This is a genomic window from Streptomyces sp. BBFR2, from assembly GCF_044497305.1.
In the GTDB taxonomy this organism is placed as follows: domain Bacteria; phylum Actinomycetota; class Actinomycetes; order Streptomycetales; family Streptomycetaceae; genus Streptomyces.
The window spans coordinates 1,562,808-1,578,719 of the sequence record NZ_CP172415.1; the positions used below are offsets into that span (position 1 = coordinate 1,562,808).

Here is a 15,912-nt window from a genome sequence, read left to right on the forward strand (position 1 = left end):
ATGGACGGGACAGCGCTCGACTCCTTCTCCGCCGCGACCCGCGGCTGGTTCACCGGCGCCTTCCACGCGCCGACGGCGGCGCAGGAGGGCGCCTGGAGCGCGCTGCGCGAGGGGGCGGACGTCCTGGTGGTGGCGCCGACGGGCTCCGGCAAGACGCTGGCCGCCTTCCTCGCCTCGCTGGACGCGCTGGCCAGTACCCCGCCCCCGGCCCAGCCGAAGAAGCGCTGCCGGGTGCTGTACGTCTCGCCGCTGAAGGCCCTCGCCGTCGACGTCGAACGGAATCTGCGCAGCCCGCTGACCGGCATCCGGCAGGAGTCCGTCCGGCTCGGGCTGCCCGAGCCGGACCTCACCGTCGGCATCCGCTCCGGCGACACCCCGGCGGCCGAGCGCCGCGCACTCGCCACCCGCCCGCCCGACATCCTGATCACCACCCCCGAGTCCCTGTTCCTCATGCTCACGTCGTCGGCGCGGGAGGCGCTGGAGGGCGTCGAGACGGTGATCCTCGATGAGGTGCACGCCGTCGCCGGGACGAAGCGCGGCGCGCACCTGGCGCTCTCCCTGGAGCGGCTGGACGCGCTGCTGCCGCGCCCGGCCCGCCGCATCGGGCTGTCGGCGACGGTCCGCCCGGTGGAGGAGGTGGCCCGCTATCTGTCGCCGCGGCGCCGGGTGGAGATCGTGCAGCCGCCGTCCGGGAAGCGGTTCGACCTGTCGGTGGTCGTCCCGGTGGAGGACATGGGCGAGCTGGGCGGCGCGCCCGTACGGGAGGGCGAGAGCGGCGAGAAGCCGTCGATCTGGCCGCAGGTCGAGGAGCGGATCGCCGACCTGGTGCAGGCCCACCGCTCCACCATCGTCTTCGCCAACTCCCGCCGGCTGGCGGAGCGGCTCTGCAACCGCCTCAACGAGATCGCCCACGAGCGGGCCACCGGCGAACCGCTGCCGGAGGACCACTCCCCGGCCGAGCTGATGGCCGAGTCCGGCGCCGCCCGGGGCGCGCCACCGGTCATGGCCCGCGCCCACCACGGCTCGGTCTCCAAGGAGCAGCGGGCCCAGGTGGAGGAGGACCTCAAGGCGGGCCGGCTGCCGGCCGTCGTCGCCACCTCCAGCCTGGAGCTGGGCATCGACATGGGCGCGGTCGACCTGGTGATCCAGGTGGAGTCGCCGCCGTCGGTGGCGTCCGGGCTCCAGCGGGTGGGCCGCGCCGGGCACCAGGTGGGTGCGGTGTCCAAGGGCATCGTCTTCCCGAAGTACCGCGGTGACCTGGTGCAGGCGGCGGTGGTCACCGAGCGGATGCGGACAGGCGCCATCGAGGCGCTGCGGGTGCCCGCCAACCCCCTCGACGTCCTGGCGCAGCAGCTTGTGGCGATGGTGGCGCTGGACACCTGGGACGTCGGGGAGCTGCTGACCCTGGTACGCCGGGCGGCGCCGTTCGCCTCCCTCCCGGAGTCGGCGTTCACCTCCGTCCTGGACATGCTCGCCGGGCGCTACCCGTCCGACGCCTTCGCCGAGCTGCGGCCGCGCCTGGTGTGGGACCGCGTCGCGCAGACGGTCTCCGGCCGCCCCGGTGCCCAGCGGCTCGCCGTCACCTCCGGTGGCACCATCCCCGACCGCGGGCTGTTCGGTGTCTTCCTGGCCGGCGGTGACGGCAAGGGCGGCGGCCGCCGGGTCGGCGAGCTGGACGAGGAGATGGTCTACGAATCCCGCGTCGGCGACGTCTTCACCCTCGGCACGACCTCCTGGCGCATCGAGGACATCACCCGCGACCGGGTCCTGGTCACCCCCGCCCCCGGGGTGCCGGGCCGGCTGCCCTTCTGGAAGGGCGATCAACTGGGCCGCCCCCTGGAGCTGGGCCGGGCACTCGGCGCGTTCCTCCGCGAGATCGGGGCGCTGGCGCCCGAGGACGCGCGGGCCCGGCTCGCCGCCGCCGGGCTCGACGACTGGGCCTGCGACAACGTCCTGGGCTACCTCGCCGAACAGCGCCAGGCGTGCGGCCATGTGCCGGACGACCGCACCGTCGTCGTGGAGCGGTTCCGCGACGAGCTGGGCGACTGGCGCATCGTGGTGCACTCCCCCTTCGGCGCGCAGGTGCACGCCCCGTGGGCGCTCGCCCTCGGCGCGCGGCTCGCCGAGCGCCACGGTCTGGACGCCCAGGTGATGCACGCCGACGACGGCATCGTGTTGCGGCTGCCCGACGCGGACCTGCTGGGCCTGGACCTCCTCGACGGGCCGGACGGCGGCGCGGGCCCCGCGGCGGGCGCGGAGTGGGACCCGGAGCAGTCGCCGGTCGGCGCCGCCGATGTCGTCCTCGACCCCGGTGACGTCGATCAGCTTGTCACCGATCAGGTGGGCGGCTCGGCGCTGTTCGCCTCCCGCTTCCGGGAGTGCGCCGCGCGCGCCCTGCTGCTGCCGCGGCGCAGCCCCGGCCGGCGCACCCCGCTGTGGCAGCAGCGCCAGCGCGCGGCGCAACTCCTCCAGGTGGCGAGCGAGTTCGGATCGTTCCCGATCGTCCTGGAGGCGGTCCGCGAATGCCTCCAGGACGTGTTCGACGTCCCCGGGCTGACGGAGCTGATGGGCGACATCGAGGCCCGCCGGGTCCGCCTGGTCGAGGTCACCACCCCCGAGCCGTCCCCGTTCGCCCGTTCCCTCCTCTTCGGCTACGTCGCGCAGTTCCTCTACGAGGGCGACTCCCCGCTCGCCGAGCGCCGCGCCGCCGCGCTGTCGCTGGACTCCCGGCTCCTGGCGGAGCTGCTGGGCCGCGCGGAGCTGCGGGAGCTGCTCGACCCGGAGGTGCTGGCGGAGCTGGAGCGGGAGTTGCAGTGGCGCACCGACGACCGCCGGGTCAAGGACGCCGAGGGCGTCGCCGACCTGCTGCGGGTACTGGGCCCGCTGACCGACGCGGAGCTGGCCGAGCGGGGCGCCGATCCGGCGTGGGCCGCGGAGCTGGCCGCGGCCCGGCGCGCCATCCCGGTACGGCTGGCGGGCGCTGCGCACTGGGCCGCGATCGAGGACGCCGGGCGGCTCCGCGACGCCCTGGGCACGGCGCTGCCGGTCGGCGTCCCGGAGGCGTTCACCGAGCCGGTGGCCGATCCGCTGGGCGATCTGCTGTCCCGGTACGCCCGCACCCACGGTCCGTTCACCTCCGAGCGGGCCGCGGCCCGCTTCGGTCTGGGCCCGGCCGTCACCGACGGCGCGCTGGAGCGTCTCGCGGCGTCCGGCCGGCTGGTGCAGGGCGAGTTCCATCCGGCGGGCATCGGCCAGGAGTGGTGCGACGCGCAGGTGCTGCGGCGGCTGCGGCGCCGTTCGCTGGCGGCGCTGCGCGAGGAGCTGGAGCCGGTGCCGCCCGCCGCGCTGGCCGCGTTCCTGCCCCGGTGGCAGCAGGTCGGCGCGGTCCGCACCCCGGGCGCCGCGCGTCCGGCGCAGGGCGCCGCCCCCGGGCTGCGCGGGATCGACGGACTGGTGCGCGCGGTCGAGCAGTTGCAGGGCGCGCCGGTGCCCGCCTCCGCGCTGGAGAAGCTCGTCCTGCCGTCCCGTGTCGCGGACTACTCCCCCGCGCTGCTGGACGAACTCACCGCCACCGGCGAGGTGGTGTGGGCGGGCGCGGGCGCGCTGCCCGGCAAGGACGGCTGGCTCACCCTCCATCTCGCCGACACCGCACCGCTGTCGCTGGCGCCGCCACTGCCCCTGGAGGTGACAGCGCTGCACGCCTCCGTCCTGGACGCCCTCGCGCCCGGGTACGGCCTGTTCTTCCGTCAGCTCGCCGACCGGGTCCGCGCCACCACCCACCCCGAGGTCACCGACCCGCAACTCACCGACGCCCTCTGGGAGCTGACGTGGTCGGGCCGGCTCACCAACGACACCCTGGCGCCGCTGCGCGCCCTCCTGGGCTCGGGCCGCACGGCCGGTTCCACCGCGCACCGCGCCCGCCGTTCGGTGCCCCGTGGCCGGTACGGCGCCGCGACGATGCGCACCGGCCGCCCGCCCGCGTCGCGCTCCGGCCCGCCGACCGCGGGGGGCCGCTGGTCGCTGCTGCCCGCCCCGGAGTCCGATCCGACGCACCGCGCGCACGCCCTGGCCCGTACCCTCCTGGACCGCCACGGCATCGTCACCCGTGGCGCGGTCGCGGCGGAGGGCGTGGAGGGCGGCTTCTCGGCGGCGTACCGCGTGCTGTCCGCCTTCGAGGAGAGCGGGCAGGCACGCCGGGGCTACGTCGTCGAGGGGCTGGGCGCGGCGCAGTTCGCGATGGACGGCGCGGTCGACCGGCTCCGCGCGGTGCACAACCGCCGCGAGCGCGAGAGCGCGGACGACTTCGCCCCGGACCGTCCGGGCGGGGCCGGGCGGGGCGAGGACGCGCAGCGGACGGTGGTCCTCGCGGCGGCCGATCCGGCGAACGCCTACGGCGCGGCGCTGCCGTGGCCCGAGCCGCCCGAGGGCTGCACCCACAAGCCGGGCCGGAAGGCCGGTTCCCTGGTCGTCCTGGTCGACGGCGAGCTGACCCTCTACATGGAGCGCGGCGGCAAGACCCTGCTGCTCTGGCCGCTCGGCACGGACACGCCCCGGCCCGACGCCCGGCTGCGGCAGGCGGTCGAGGCGCTGGCCGCCCTCGCCCGCGCGGGCGCCCTGGGCACGATCACCACCGAGCGCATCAACGGCATATCCGCCCTGACCTCCCCGTTCGCCCCCCTCCTGGAGGAGGCGGGCTTCCACCCCACCCCCCGGGGACTACGACTGCGGGCGTGAGCGGGACGGAGCGGGGCCGGGGCGGGGCGCGGGCCTACGTGCCCCGCCCCGGTGTCCGGGGGAGCTGGGCGGCCCCCCGGGTCCGTCGCGTGGGCCCGGGACGGCGCCGAGCGACAGCACCGGACGACGGCACCGGGCACACTCTCTCAGGCTCTACCCGTACGCCCCGAGGCCCGCCCGCACCCGACCGTCCACGCGTGCCCGCCCGACGCCGTACATCCCCACGCCCACCCCGGGCCTGACCCACCACGCAAGCCCGCCCCGGGCCATACACCTTCGCGCTCGCCCCGGGCCCGCCCACACCCAGCCCACCTCACGTGCCCGTCCCACGCCGTACGTCCTCGCGCTCACCCCGGGCCTGACCCACCACGCCCAGCCGAAGCCCGACCCGCCACGCGTGCCCGCCCCACGCCGTACGTCCCCACGCCCACCCCGGACCTCACCACCAAGCCCAAGCCGACGCACGCCCGCGCCCGACCCACCACGCCTACCCGCCCCACGCCATACGCCTTCGCGCGCCAAGGTCCGTCCCCTGCGCCGCCAAGGACGCCACCAGGTAAAGCCACCCACTCCCCCGACCCCACCGACCGGCCCCCGCGCACCGCATCCGCCCCGCTTGGCCGCCCGCACCGCTCCCGAGGCGCCCCGCCCCGGCATCATGGCCGTATGCCCGAAGGCGACACGATCTGGCGGGTCGCCCGGCAGCTCCACGGAGCGCTGGCCGGGGACGTACTGATCCGGTGCGATCTGCGGGTACCGCGGCTCGCGACGGTCGATCTGTCCGGCCGGGCGGTCCTGGAGGTGGTGCCGCGCGGCAAGCACCTGCTCACCCGCGTCGAGGGCGGGCTGACCCTCCACTCCCATCTGCGGATGGACGGTGCCTGGCGGATCTACGCGCCCGGGGAACGGTGGCGCGGCGGTCCCGCGCACCAGATCCGGGCGGTGCTCGGCACGGCGCGGCGCATCGCTGTCGGGTTCCGGCTGCCCGTGCTGGAGCTGGTGCGGACCGCCGACGAAGAACGGGTCGTGGGCCATCTGGGTCCCGATCCGCTGGGGCCCGGCTGGGACCCGGAGGAGGCGCTGCGCCGTCTGCTCGCCGCCCCGGAACGCCCGCTCGGCGACGCCCTGCTCGACCAGCGCAATCTCGCCGGTATCGGCAACGTCTACCGGTGCGAAATGTGCTTCCTCCTCGGCGCCTCCCCTTGGCTACCGATCGGACGGCTCCCCGACCCCGCCCGCGTACCGGCCCTCGCCCGGAAGCTGCTGGAAGCCAACAAGGACCGCCCCGACCGGCGCACCGTCCCCGGCGCCCGCCCCGAACGCCGCCTGTGGGTCTACAACCGCGCCGACCGCCCCTGCCACCGCTGCGGCACCCCCGTACGCCACACACCGCACGGCCCGACACCCGACGCCCGGACGACCTACTGGTGCCCCACCTGCCAACCGGCCCCCACCCCGGACGCCTGACCTGGCCCCCGCCCCGCCCCGCCCCCGGCGAACATCCCGCAGCTCCCGGCCCTGACGAACGCCCCACCCGGCACCCCTCGGCCCCGCCCGGCGAACGCCTCGCCCCGGCACGCTTCGGCCCTCCCCGGCACCCGCTCGCCCGCCTACCGCACCCGCACCATGCCTCGACGCTCCCCGTCCCGGCGCGCCGTCCCTTCAGCTCAGCGCGCCGCCCCCTCAGCACACCCGTACCTCGACGCGCCCCATTCCCGGCGCCGCCCCGTCCCTCGTACCGAGTCCGAGACCTCGCCCGTCCCCGCCCTGCTCACCCCACCAGGCAAAACGCCCCCGCGACGGACCTGCTCCCAGCCCGAGCCCGCCCTCACCCCTCACTCACACCGGCCCCGGCCCGCTCACCCGACCGGCGCACCCACCCGAAGCCACCAAACCTCCCAAACCCCATCCCCCACCGCAAGCCCCGCCCCGGGCCTCTCCGCCGATCCACCCACCGCTGCCCCCGCACGGCCGCACCCACACCTCACCCCCGCTCCCCCGGCCCACCCGATATCCGCTCCCCCCGGGCCCACCGCAGCACTCCCCGCGCCGCCTCCCCGCCCACCCCGCGGAGACCACCGGGCGGCAGCGCGCCCAGGCCCCTCCCGCCGCCCTGCCGGGGTGCCGCGCGCCGCCCCGCCCACGGCACGCAGTGCACCGGCAGCAGGCTCAGCCCCCAGCCCCCCGCGGCCACCGCCGATTCGACCGGCCCCGTGGCGGCGGGCCACCACACCAGCCGGGCCACCGCCCACCACCACACCGCTCCGGCCACCACCGCGAGGACGATCCGCCCCCCGGCACCGCCCCGCAGGCCCCCCGGACGACCGCCGGCCCTCCTCCCGGTCGATGCGCGCCGACCCGCTCCGTGTCCGCTCATCGCCGCCTCCTCCGGCCGGCCGCCGTCCGGGCTCCGCCCCCTGCCCCGCACGACGCTAGTGGCGCCCCGAGACGGTGTGACAGGGCGCATCGGCGCTCCCCCGGCGCGCGTCCCCGCCGTACCCGCCCACCGGCCGGGACCCCGCGCACAGCCCGTACGCCGTCCGGGACCGGCCCCCTCCGACCCGGCCCGCCCGGCGGCCGCCCGCCCGTCAGTGGGCCTCCGCCTGGAACATCCAGTGGTGTTTCTCCAGGTCACCGGTGAGGCCGATGAGCAGGTCCTGGGTGACGGGATCGGGCGTCCCGGTCGCATCGATCCGTTGCCGCATCCGCCCGATGACCGTGCCGAGCGCGGTGACCAGCGCCGTGACCGCGGCCTCGTCCGCGACCCAGCCCTCCGGCATCTCCGCGATACCGGTGCTCCTCGCGACCGTCGCCGCCCGGCCGTCCGGCGGCACCCCCACCGCGGACGCCCGCTCCGCGACCGTGTCCGCGTGCGTCCGCGCCACGGCGACCACCTCGTCGAGTTGGAGATGGACGGAACGGAACCGCGGGCCGACGACGTTCCAGTGCAGTTGCTTGGCGACGAGGGAGAGGTCCACCAGGTCGACCAGGGCTCCCTGGAGCGCCTCCCCCACGACGGCGCGGTCGGCGTCGGACAGCGTGCTCGTGACCACAGACATCCAGCTCTCCTCCTGAGGACGGGCGCCTCGACACCGGAGGTCCGAAACGCCCGGGAATGTACGGGTCAGGTCATCGTATAAACGATCGGCCGATGGTGAGCGGTCGAGCCGCCGCACCGGGCTCCGTCCCCGCCGCCCCACGGTTCCGTGCGGATGCCACCGGTCGCTCCCGGGCCCGGACGCGACGGAGCCCCGCCCGGCTGGTGCCGGGCGGGGCTCCGCAGATGGTCTGCGTGGTGCGTCAGGCGGCGACGCCGGCCACGACATCGGCCGGTGGCTTGATCGTCACGCGGTCCTCCGCCACACCCGTCAGAGAAGCGACGGACATGGCGTTGAACGTGGGCCGTACCGGTGCGGGCACCGGGTCGGGCGCGGCCGCGGACTGCGCCAGTTCGGCGAGCGCCAGCTCGTCGCTGACCTCACGCATCAGCTCGGACATGCGCACATCCAGCGCGTCACAGATCGACGAGAGCAGTTCGGACGACGCTTCCTTCTGTCCTCGTTCGACCTCGGACAAATAGCCGAGCGACACCCGGGCGGAGGAAGAGACCTCGCGCAGGGTGCGGCCTTGGCGCTGACGCTGTCGGCGCAGCACGTCACCCAGCAGGCGACGAAGCAGAATCATCGCTGGCTCCCTCCTCGGACCTCGGATCCGGATCCTTCTCGCCCCACCGTACCGCCTCCTGCCGTGGCCGTGCCGGGCGCGAGTACGTGTTCACTCAGGGCTGCAAACATCCCTTCCCCCCGTGTTGTTCCGTATCCTGTGCCCCCGTATTTTCTGTCAGTTCGCCGAACAGCAGCCCGATCACGGCCTCGACGCTGTCCCGGCGGATCGCCTCACGGTCCCCCTCCAGGGCCAGCCGCCGCACCGCGACCGCCTCCCCGGGCCCGCAGACCGCGACGAAAACGGTGCCCACCGGCTGCCCGTCCTGCGGATCCGGACCGGCCACCCCGGTGGTCGCGACACCCCAATCGGCGCCCAGCAGCCGCCGCACCCCGCAGGCCATCTGCCGCGCCACCTCGCCGTCCACCGCACCCCGCGCGGTGAGCAGCTCCCCGTCGACGCCCAGGACGGAACGCTTGACATCGGTGGCGTACGCGGTCACCGCGCCCCGCACCACGCGTGAGGCGCCGGGCACGGCGGTCAGCCCGGCGGCGACCAGACCTCCGGTGAGCGACTCGGCCGCCGCGAGGGTCTCCCCCCGCCCGGCGAGCAGCTCCAGCACCCGCGCCGCCCGGCCGGTCACCGTACGGCGTCCCGCTCGGCGCGCTCGCGGGCCAGCCCCGCCCGGCGCAGCACGACGGCCTGGCGCACGTAATCGAGGCCGGTCACGACGGTCAGCACCACGGCGAGCGCCATCACCCACCAGCGGAACGTGGCCAGCGGGCCGGTGAGCACCAGGACGTACATCCCGGCCGCGGTGCCCTGCGCCAATGTCTTGATCTTGCCGCCACGACTGGCCGGAATGACGCCGTGCTTGATCACCCAGAACCGCAGGAGCGTGATGCCCAGCTCCCGGAAGAGGATCACGCCCGTCACCCACCACGGCAGATCGCCCAGGAGGGACAGGCAGATCAGCGCCGCGCCCATGATCGCCTTGTCGGCGATCGGGTCGGCGATCTTCCCGAAGTCGGTGACGAGGTTGTACGACCGGGCCAGATGTCCGTCGAAGACGTCGGTGATCATCGCGACGGCGAACGCGGCCCAGGCGAACGAGCGCCACATCGGGTCCCGCCCGTCCCCGTGCATCAGCAGCAGCACGAAGGCCGGCACCAGGACCAGCCGCAGCATCGTCAGGACGTTGGCGATGTTCCACAGCCCGGCCTGCCGGACCTGAGCCGGGCGCGGCCCGCCGGTGGCGGAAGCCGGCAGCGGCGTCATCTGCCCGCCCCTTCGGTGCCCTCGGCCGAGCACACCTCGGCGACCAGGTCCACACCCTCGCTCGCGACGACCTTCGCCTCGGCCATCCGGCCGGGCGTCAGGCCCTCCGCACCGCGCAGCAGTGTGACCCCGTCGGTCTCGGGCGCCTGGTGGGCGCCCCGGCCCACCACGCCGTCCTCGTCGTCGATCCGGTCGACCAGCACCCGGACCGTGTCGCCGATCCGTTCCTCGGCGCGCTGCGCGGTCAGCTCCTCGGCCAGCCGCGACACCCGCGCCAGCCGCTCGGCGACCACGTCCGGGTCGGTCTTGTCCGCGTACGAGGCGGCTTCGGTGCCGTCCTCGTCGGAGTAGCCGAAGACGCCGATCGCGTCCAGCCGGGCGCCGGTCAGGAAGCGCTCCAGCTCGGCGACGTCCTCCTCGCTCTCGCCGGGGAAGCCGACGATGAAGTTGGAGCGGGCACCGGCCCCGGGCGCCTTGGCGCGGATCTGCTCCAGCAGTTCCCAGAAGCGGTCGGTGTCACCGAAGCGCCGCATCCGGCGCAGCACCCCGGGCGCCGCGTGCTGGAAGGACAGGTCGAAGTAGGGCGCCACCTTGTCGGTGGAGGTCAGCACGTCGATCAGCCCGGGACGCATCTCGGCGGGCTGGAGGTAGCTGACCCGGATCCGCTCGATGCCGTCGACGGCGGCCAGCTCCGGCAGCAGCGTCTCCAGCAGCCGGATGTCGCCGAGGTCCTTGCCGTAGGAGGTGTTGTTCTCGGAGACCAGCATGATCTCCTTCACGCCCTGCTCGGCCAGCCAGCGGGTCTCACCGAGGACGTCGGAGGGGCGCCGCGAGATGAACGAACCGCGGAACGAGGGGATGGCGCAGAACGAGCAGCGCCGGTCGCACCCGGAGGCGAGCTTCACCGACGCCACCGGGCTGCTGCCGAGTCTGCGGCGCAGCGGCGCCCGCGGCCCGGAGGCCGGTGCGACGCCCTCGGGGAGGTCGGCGGGCGGGGTGTCCTGCGCGTGGCCGGGCAGCGCCACGGCGCCGGCGCCCTGCCGCTCGGCGGGGCTGATCGGCAGCAGCGTGCGGCGGTCGCGCGGCGCGTGCGCCTCGACGTTGCCGCCGCTGAGGATGGTCTGCAGGCGGCCGGAGATGTCGGTGTAGTCGTCGAAGCCGAGCACCCCGTCGGCCTCGGGCAGCGCCTCGGCCAGCTCCTTGCCGTAGCGCTCGGCCATGCAGCCGACGGCGACGACGGCCTGGGTGCGGCCGTGATCCTTCAGATCGTTGGCCTCCAGCAGGGCGTCGACGGAGTCCTTCTTGGCGGCTTCGACGAAACCGCAGGTGTTGACGACGGCGACATCGGCATCGGCGGCGTCCTCGACGAGGTCCCAGCCGTCCGCTGCCAGGCGGCCTGCGAGCTCCTCCGAGTCCACCTCGTTACGGGCGCAGCCAAGAGTGACAAGGGCGACGGTACGGCGTTCGGGCATGGGGCTCAGCCTACTTCGTCCCGGGCGCACCCCTCGCGCGCAGGTCCGCCGCCGTGCGCTTGCCGGTGTCCGGGAAGCGCACGGCGGCGGAGGGGGGCCGTCCTGTTCAGCCGGCCTGCGGGTCGCCCGGGGTGTAGCTGAGCCGCTCCACGGAGCCCTTGTCGCCGACCTCCTTGACCTCTTTGCCGTTGACGTAGAGCTGCACGGCTCCGGCGTTGCCGAGGACGAGGTCGATGCGTTCCTTGTCGGTGAAGGTCTTGGACTCGCCCTGCCGCAGCAGGCCGTCCTCCAGGAGCTTGCCGTTGGCGTCCTTCGCGGAGATCCAGCTCTGTCCGTCGCGGCCGATGACCTTGATCGTCACCTTGTCCTTGGGCAGCCCGGCGATGGCGCTGTCGGAGGGCTCCGGGTCCGGGCGGTGCTCGGCGGGGGTGGTGCGGGGGTGCGGGGAGGGCTTGTCGGGGTTGGTGTCGCCCCCGGCGACGGAGATGCCGCCGCCCTGGCCGCCGCCGCTGAACAGCGTGAAGCCGACGAAGCCGACCACCGCGACGATCGCGGCGACCATCGCGGCCGTCCAGTTGGGGCGGCGCCGCTCGGGCCGGATCCGCTCCGCCTCGAAGAGCGGCGCGGCGGGCGTCGGCTCGGGCCGGCCACCGTGCTCGGCGTCGAACTGCTCGATCAGCGGACCGGGGTCGAGGTGAACGGCGCGGGCGAGCGTACGCAGATGGCCCCGGGCGTAGACGTCGCCGCCGCAGCGTGAGAAGTCGTCCTGCTCGATCGCGTGGACAAGGGGGATACGCACCCGTGTCGACGCGCTGACCTCTTCGACGGTCAGCCGCGCCGCGATACGGGCCTGCTGGATGGCTCGACCGACGGAAGGCCGGTCGTCAGTTGGGGAGTTGCCGATGGACACGGGGGCGCCTTTCGAGCGTGTAGCCACCTGCTGGACGTTCAGTCTAGGGGTGGACCGAAAGGGACGGGCAAGCGGGCGGACGGAGTCCGTACGCCATCGGTACGCCGGTGGCGACGCCGCCGGCTCCGCTGGTGAAGCATCGTTCCCTCACCTCCCTCAACTTGACGTATCGGCAGGAGAAACGGTTGCTTTGGCGCCCGCACGCATGACTCGTACGGGTGAATCCCTCGGGTTTTCTACCCGGAAGCCTCCCCGCGGATCACTCCGAGCACTCCGTCCAGCTCGTCCGGCTTCACCAGGACGTCACGGGCCTTGGATCCCTCGCTCGGCCCGACGATGTTGCGGGATTCCATCAGGTCCATCAGCCGGCCCGCCTTGGCGAAGCCGACCCGCAGCTTGCGCTGGAGCATGGAGGTGGAGCCGAACTGCGTCGAGACCACCAGCTCCGCGGCCTGGCACAGCAGATCGAGATCGTCGCCGATGTCCTCGTCGATCTCCTTCTTCTGCTTGCCGCCGACCGTCACGTCGTCGCGGAAGACCGGCGCCATCTGATCCTTGCAGTGCTGCACCACCGCGGCCACCTCGGCCTCGGTGACGAACGCGCCCTGCATCCGGACCGGCTTGTTGGCACCCATCGGCAGGAAGAGACCGTCGCCCTTGCCGATCAGCTTCTCGGCGCCCGGCTGGTCGAGGATGACCCGGCTGTCGGCGAGCGAGGACGTCGCGAAGGCCAGCCGGGAGGGGACGTTCGCCTTGATCAGACCGGTGACGACATCGACGGACGGCCGCTGCGTGGCGAGCACCAGGTGGATACCGGCCGCCCGCGCAAGCTGCGTGATCCGCACGATCGCGTCCTCGACGTCCCGCGGCGCGACCATCATCAGATCCGCCAGCTCATCCACGATGACCAGCAGATACGGGTACGGCGCCAGCTCCCGCTCACTGCCCTCGGGCGGTTTGACCTTGCCCGCGCGGACCGCCTCGTTGAAGTCGTCGATGTGGCGGTAGCCGTACGCCGCGAGGTCGTCGTAGCGCAGATCCATCTCGCGCACGACCCACTGGAGCGCCTCGGCGGCCCGCTTCGGGTTGGTGATGATCGGCGTGATCAGGTGCGGAATGCCCTCGTACGCGGTCAGCTCCACGCGCTTGGGGTCGACCAGCACCATCCGCACGTCCTCCGGGGTGGCCCGGACCATCACCGAGGTGATCAGGCAGTTGATGCACGAGGACTTACCGGAACCGGTGGCACCGGCGACGAGGATGTGCGGCATCTTCGCCATGTTGGCCATGACGTAGCCGCCCTCGACGTCCTTGCCGAGCGCCACCAGCATCGGATGCTCGTCGCCCGCCGCGTCGGCCAGCCGCAGCACATCGCCGAGGTTGACCATCTCGCGGTCGGTGTTGGGGATCTCGATACCCACCGCGGACTTGCCGGGGATCGGGCTGATGATCCGTACGTCCGGGCTGGCCACCGCGTACGCGATGTTCTTCGCCAGCGCGGTGATCTTCTCGACCTTGACGGCCGGACCCAGCTCGACCTCGTAGCGGGTGACCGTCGGACCTCGGGTGAAGCCGGTGACCGCCGCGTCGACCTTGAATTCCTGGAAGACGTTGGTCAGCGCGGCCACTATCGCGTCGTTGGCGGCGCTGCGGGTCTTGCCGGGGCCGCCCCGGGAGAGCAGGTCCAGCGAGGGCAGCGCGTACGTGATGTCGCCCGCCAGCTGAAGCTGCTCGGCGCGGGCCGGAAGCCCGCCCTCCGGCTCCTGCGGCGTCTTGGTGAAGTCCGGCACCGACGGCGGACCGGCCGCCTCCGGCTGCGCCGCGCGCGCCGGGGGGACCGCGCCGGACGGGGTGGTCCCCTCGCCCCGGTCCCGGCGCTCACCGGAGATGCTGCTGCTGAGCCCGGCGACGAGCGGCGAGGGCTGGACGCCGTGCAGCACCGCGCCGTCCAGCGCCGCCGCGGCCTCCGCCGCGACGTCCACCGCGTCCTTCGGCCGCGCCACGGCGGGCGGCGCGGGCTCCTTACGGGGACGCCGCCGCTCGGCCAGCGCCTCCGCCTCCAGCGCGTCCGGATCGCCGGCCTCCGCGGCGACGGCCCGGCGCGGGCGGCGCGCCGGACGCTCCTCCCACTCCTCCTCGTCGTCGTCCGCCCAGTCCGTCCACTCCGCCTCCGGCCCGGTGTCCACCACACCGAGCCGGGCGCCGAGCGCGCGCAGCCGCTGCGGGATGGCGTTGACCGGGGTGGCGGTGACGACCAGCAGACCGAAGACCGTCAGCAGCACCAGCAGCGCCACCGCCAGCGCCGGTCCGAGGGTGAAGATCAACGGCTTGGAGACGGCCCAGCCGGCATAGCCTCCGGCGTCCCGGACCCCCGCGGCGTCGTCCCGGCCCGGCGACCCGCAGGCGATCGCGACCTGCCCGAGGACACCGAGGACCAGCGCGGAGAGCCCGATCACGATCCGGCCGTTGGCCTCGGGCCGCTCCGGGTGGCGGATGAGCCGCCAGGCGATACCGCCCAGCAGGACCGGCACCACCAGATCGAGACGGCCGAACGCGCCGGTCACCAGCAGCTCGACGAAGTAGCCGACCGGACCGCTGAGGTTGGACCAGGTACCGGCCGCGACGACCAGCGCCAGGCCCAGCAGCAGGAACCCGAGGCCGTCCTTGCGGTGCGCCGGGTCGAGGTTCTTCGCACCGCGGCCCATCCCGCGGAACACCACCGCGCACGCCCGGCCGCAGCCCCGGACGAGGCGGACGACGCCGCCGGTCGGGGACGGCGCCGGCTTCGGCGGCGCCTTCTTCGCCGGGGCCCTCTTGGCGGGCGCCTTCCGGGGCGGCGCCTTCTTCGCGGCGGCGGTCTTCTTCGCCGGCGGCTTACGGGCGGGCGCCTTCGCCGCGGTCTTCCTGGCTGCGCCCCCGGACGCTCCGGCGCGTTGCTTCGAGGGGCCCGCCGTGCGCTGGGTTCCCTTGCCGGACGTACGTGAGGCCATGGCGACGAGATTACAGGCGCGGCCGGAGCTGACACGAGCGCGCGGCGTTTCACCCGAACGTGTCGTACCGGAATGTCAGGTCCGGCGGTCCGCGGCGCGGGTGAGGAGCCGTCAGCCGCCGGGCGGCCCGGCCGTCACCCCGCGGTGCCGCCCGCGCCGGGCTCCAGCGCGTCCAGCGCCCGCCGCAGTCCGGTCAGCTTCCGCTCCAGATGGGCGGCGGTCGCCACGGCCGCCGCGTCCGCCGACTCGTCGAGCTGCTTGGAGAGCGCCTCCGCCTGCTCCTCGACCGCCGCGAGCCGCGCCGACAGCTCCGCGAGCAGTCCGGCCGACTCCTTCGTCTCGTCGACCCGGCCGCCCTCCAACTGGAGCCGCAGCAGCGACGCCTGCTCCCGCAGTTGGCAGTTCTTCATGTACAGCTCGACGAAGACCGAGACCTTCGCGCGCAGCACCCAGGGGTCGAACGGTTTGGAGATGTAGTCCACCGCGCCCGCGGCGTACCCCCGGAACGTGTGGTGCGGGCCGTGGTTGATCGCGGTCAGGAAGATGATCGGGATGTCACGGGTGCGCTCACGGCGCTTGATGTGCGCCGCGGTCTCGAAACCGTCCATCCCCGGCATCTGCACATCGAGCAGGATCACCGCGAAATCATCCGTGAGCAGCGCCTTGAGCGCTTCCTCCCCGGACGATGCCCGCACCAGCGTCTGATCGAGCGCGGAGAGGATCGCCTCCAGCGCCAGCAGATTCTCCGGCCGGTCATCGACCAGGAGGATCTTGGCCTTCTGCACCATGGCCCGACCTCCTCGCCCCGGCATGGGGCCTCCCCTGTCCGAAGGACTTGGGGAAGAACCGGACGCCGCCCCAAGGG

At 74.2% G+C, this 15,912-nt stretch carries 11 protein-coding genes; 2 read left to right on the forward strand and 9 right to left on the reverse strand.

The window, feature by feature from the left end:
• Both ACGH2B_RS05465 and ACGH2B_RS05470 read left to right on the forward strand, forming a co-directional pair.
• Window positions 1-4,734, forward strand: coding sequence for a DEAD/DEAH box helicase (locus ACGH2B_RS05465; RefSeq protein WP_399084931.1), 4,734 nt, complete (start codon window positions 1-3; stop codon window positions 4,732-4,734).
• Between the two features lie 666 nt (window positions 4,735-5,400).
• Window positions 5,401-6,201, forward strand: coding sequence for an Fpg/Nei family DNA glycosylase (locus tag ACGH2B_RS05470; RefSeq protein ID WP_399084934.1), 801 nt, complete (start codon window positions 5,401-5,403; stop codon window positions 6,199-6,201).
• Between the two features lie 517 nt (window positions 6,202-6,718).
• Here ACGH2B_RS05470 and ACGH2B_RS05475 read toward each other — a convergent pair.
• The 9 genes from ACGH2B_RS05475 to ACGH2B_RS05515 all read right to left on the reverse strand — a co-directional run bounded on the left by ACGH2B_RS05475 (window position 6,719) and on the right by ACGH2B_RS05515 (window position 15,835).
• A complete protein-coding gene (locus ACGH2B_RS05475) occupies window positions 6,719-7,009 on the reverse strand; it encodes a hypothetical protein (RefSeq protein ID WP_399084937.1) in 291 nt (96 codons plus the stop codon).
• Between the two features lie 313 nt (window positions 7,010-7,322).
• Window positions 7,323-7,793: a Dps family protein gene (locus ACGH2B_RS05480; RefSeq protein WP_399084940.1), complete on the reverse strand. Its 471-nt coding sequence runs from the start codon at window positions 7,791-7,793 to the stop codon at window positions 7,323-7,325.
• A gap of 241 nt (window positions 7,794-8,034) precedes the next feature.
• Window positions 8,035-8,418 carry a helix-turn-helix domain-containing protein gene (locus tag ACGH2B_RS05485; RefSeq protein WP_399084943.1) on the reverse strand — a complete coding sequence of 128 codons (384 nt, stop codon included), beginning with the start codon at window positions 8,416-8,418 and terminating at the stop codon, window positions 8,035-8,037.
• Window positions 8,419-8,512: 94 nt separating this feature from the next.
• Window positions 8,513-9,040, reverse strand: coding sequence for a CinA family protein (locus tag ACGH2B_RS05490; RefSeq protein ID WP_399084946.1), 528 nt, complete (start codon window positions 9,038-9,040; stop codon window positions 8,513-8,515).
• Window positions 9,037-9,675 carry a CDP-diacylglycerol--glycerol-3-phosphate 3-phosphatidyltransferase gene (gene pgsA, locus ACGH2B_RS05495; RefSeq protein WP_399084949.1) on the reverse strand — a complete coding sequence of 213 codons (639 nt, stop codon included), beginning with the start codon at window positions 9,673-9,675 and terminating at the stop codon, window positions 9,037-9,039. The genes ACGH2B_RS05490 and pgsA overlap by 4 nt, the downstream gene beginning before the upstream one ends.
• Entirely contained in the window at window positions 9,672-11,147 is a 1,476-nt protein-coding gene (gene rimO, locus ACGH2B_RS05500) for a 30S ribosomal protein S12 methylthiotransferase RimO (RefSeq protein ID WP_399084952.1), read from the reverse strand. The genes pgsA and rimO overlap by 4 nt, the downstream gene beginning before the upstream one ends.
• Before the next feature lie 106 nt (window positions 11,148-11,253).
• Complete coding sequence (locus tag ACGH2B_RS05505; RefSeq protein WP_399084955.1) at window positions 11,254-12,057, reverse strand: helix-turn-helix domain-containing protein; 804 nt, start codon at window positions 12,055-12,057, stop codon at window positions 11,254-11,256.
• A gap of 236 nt (window positions 12,058-12,293) precedes the next feature.
• A complete protein-coding gene (locus ACGH2B_RS05510) occupies window positions 12,294-15,047 on the reverse strand; it encodes a DNA translocase FtsK (protein WP_399084958.1) in 2,754 nt (917 codons plus the stop codon).
• Window positions 15,048-15,181: 134 nt separating this feature from the next.
• On the reverse strand, window positions 15,182-15,835 hold the full coding sequence (locus tag ACGH2B_RS05515; protein WP_399084961.1) for a two-component system response regulator: 654 nt from the start codon (window positions 15,833-15,835) through the stop codon (window positions 15,182-15,184).
• Between the last annotated feature and the right edge of the window lie 77 nt (window positions 15,836-15,912).

What these genes read in the sequence shown, in the direction of transcription:
- ACGH2B_RS05465 (WP_399084931.1), top strand. Translation starts at nt 1, where the DNA reads ATGGACGGGACAGCGCTCGACTCCTTCTCCGCCGCGACCCGCGGCTGG.
- ACGH2B_RS05470 (WP_399084934.1), top strand. Translation starts at nt 5,401, where the DNA reads ATGCCCGAAGGCGACACGATCTGGCGGGTCGCCCGGCAGCTCCACGGA.
- ACGH2B_RS05480 (WP_399084940.1), bottom strand. Translation starts at nt 7,793, where the DNA reads ATGTCTGTGGTCACGAGCACGCTGTCCGACGCCGACCGCGCCGTCGTG.
- ACGH2B_RS05485 (WP_399084943.1), bottom strand. Translation starts at nt 8,418, where the DNA reads ATGATTCTGCTTCGTCGCCTGCTGGGTGACGTGCTGCGCCGACAGCGT.
- pgsA (WP_399084949.1), bottom strand. Translation starts at nt 9,675, where the DNA reads ATGACGCCGCTGCCGGCTTCCGCCACCGGCGGGCCGCGCCCGGCTCAG.
- rimO (WP_399084952.1), bottom strand. Translation starts at nt 11,147, where the DNA reads ATGCCCGAACGCCGTACCGTCGCCCTTGTCACTCTTGGCTGCGCCCGT.
- ACGH2B_RS05510 (WP_399084958.1), bottom strand. Translation starts at nt 15,047, where the DNA reads ATGGCCTCACGTACGTCCGGCAAGGGAACCCAGCGCACGGCGGGCCCC.
- ACGH2B_RS05515 (WP_399084961.1), bottom strand. Translation starts at nt 15,835, where the DNA reads ATGGTGCAGAAGGCCAAGATCCTCCTGGTCGATGACCGGCCGGAGAAT.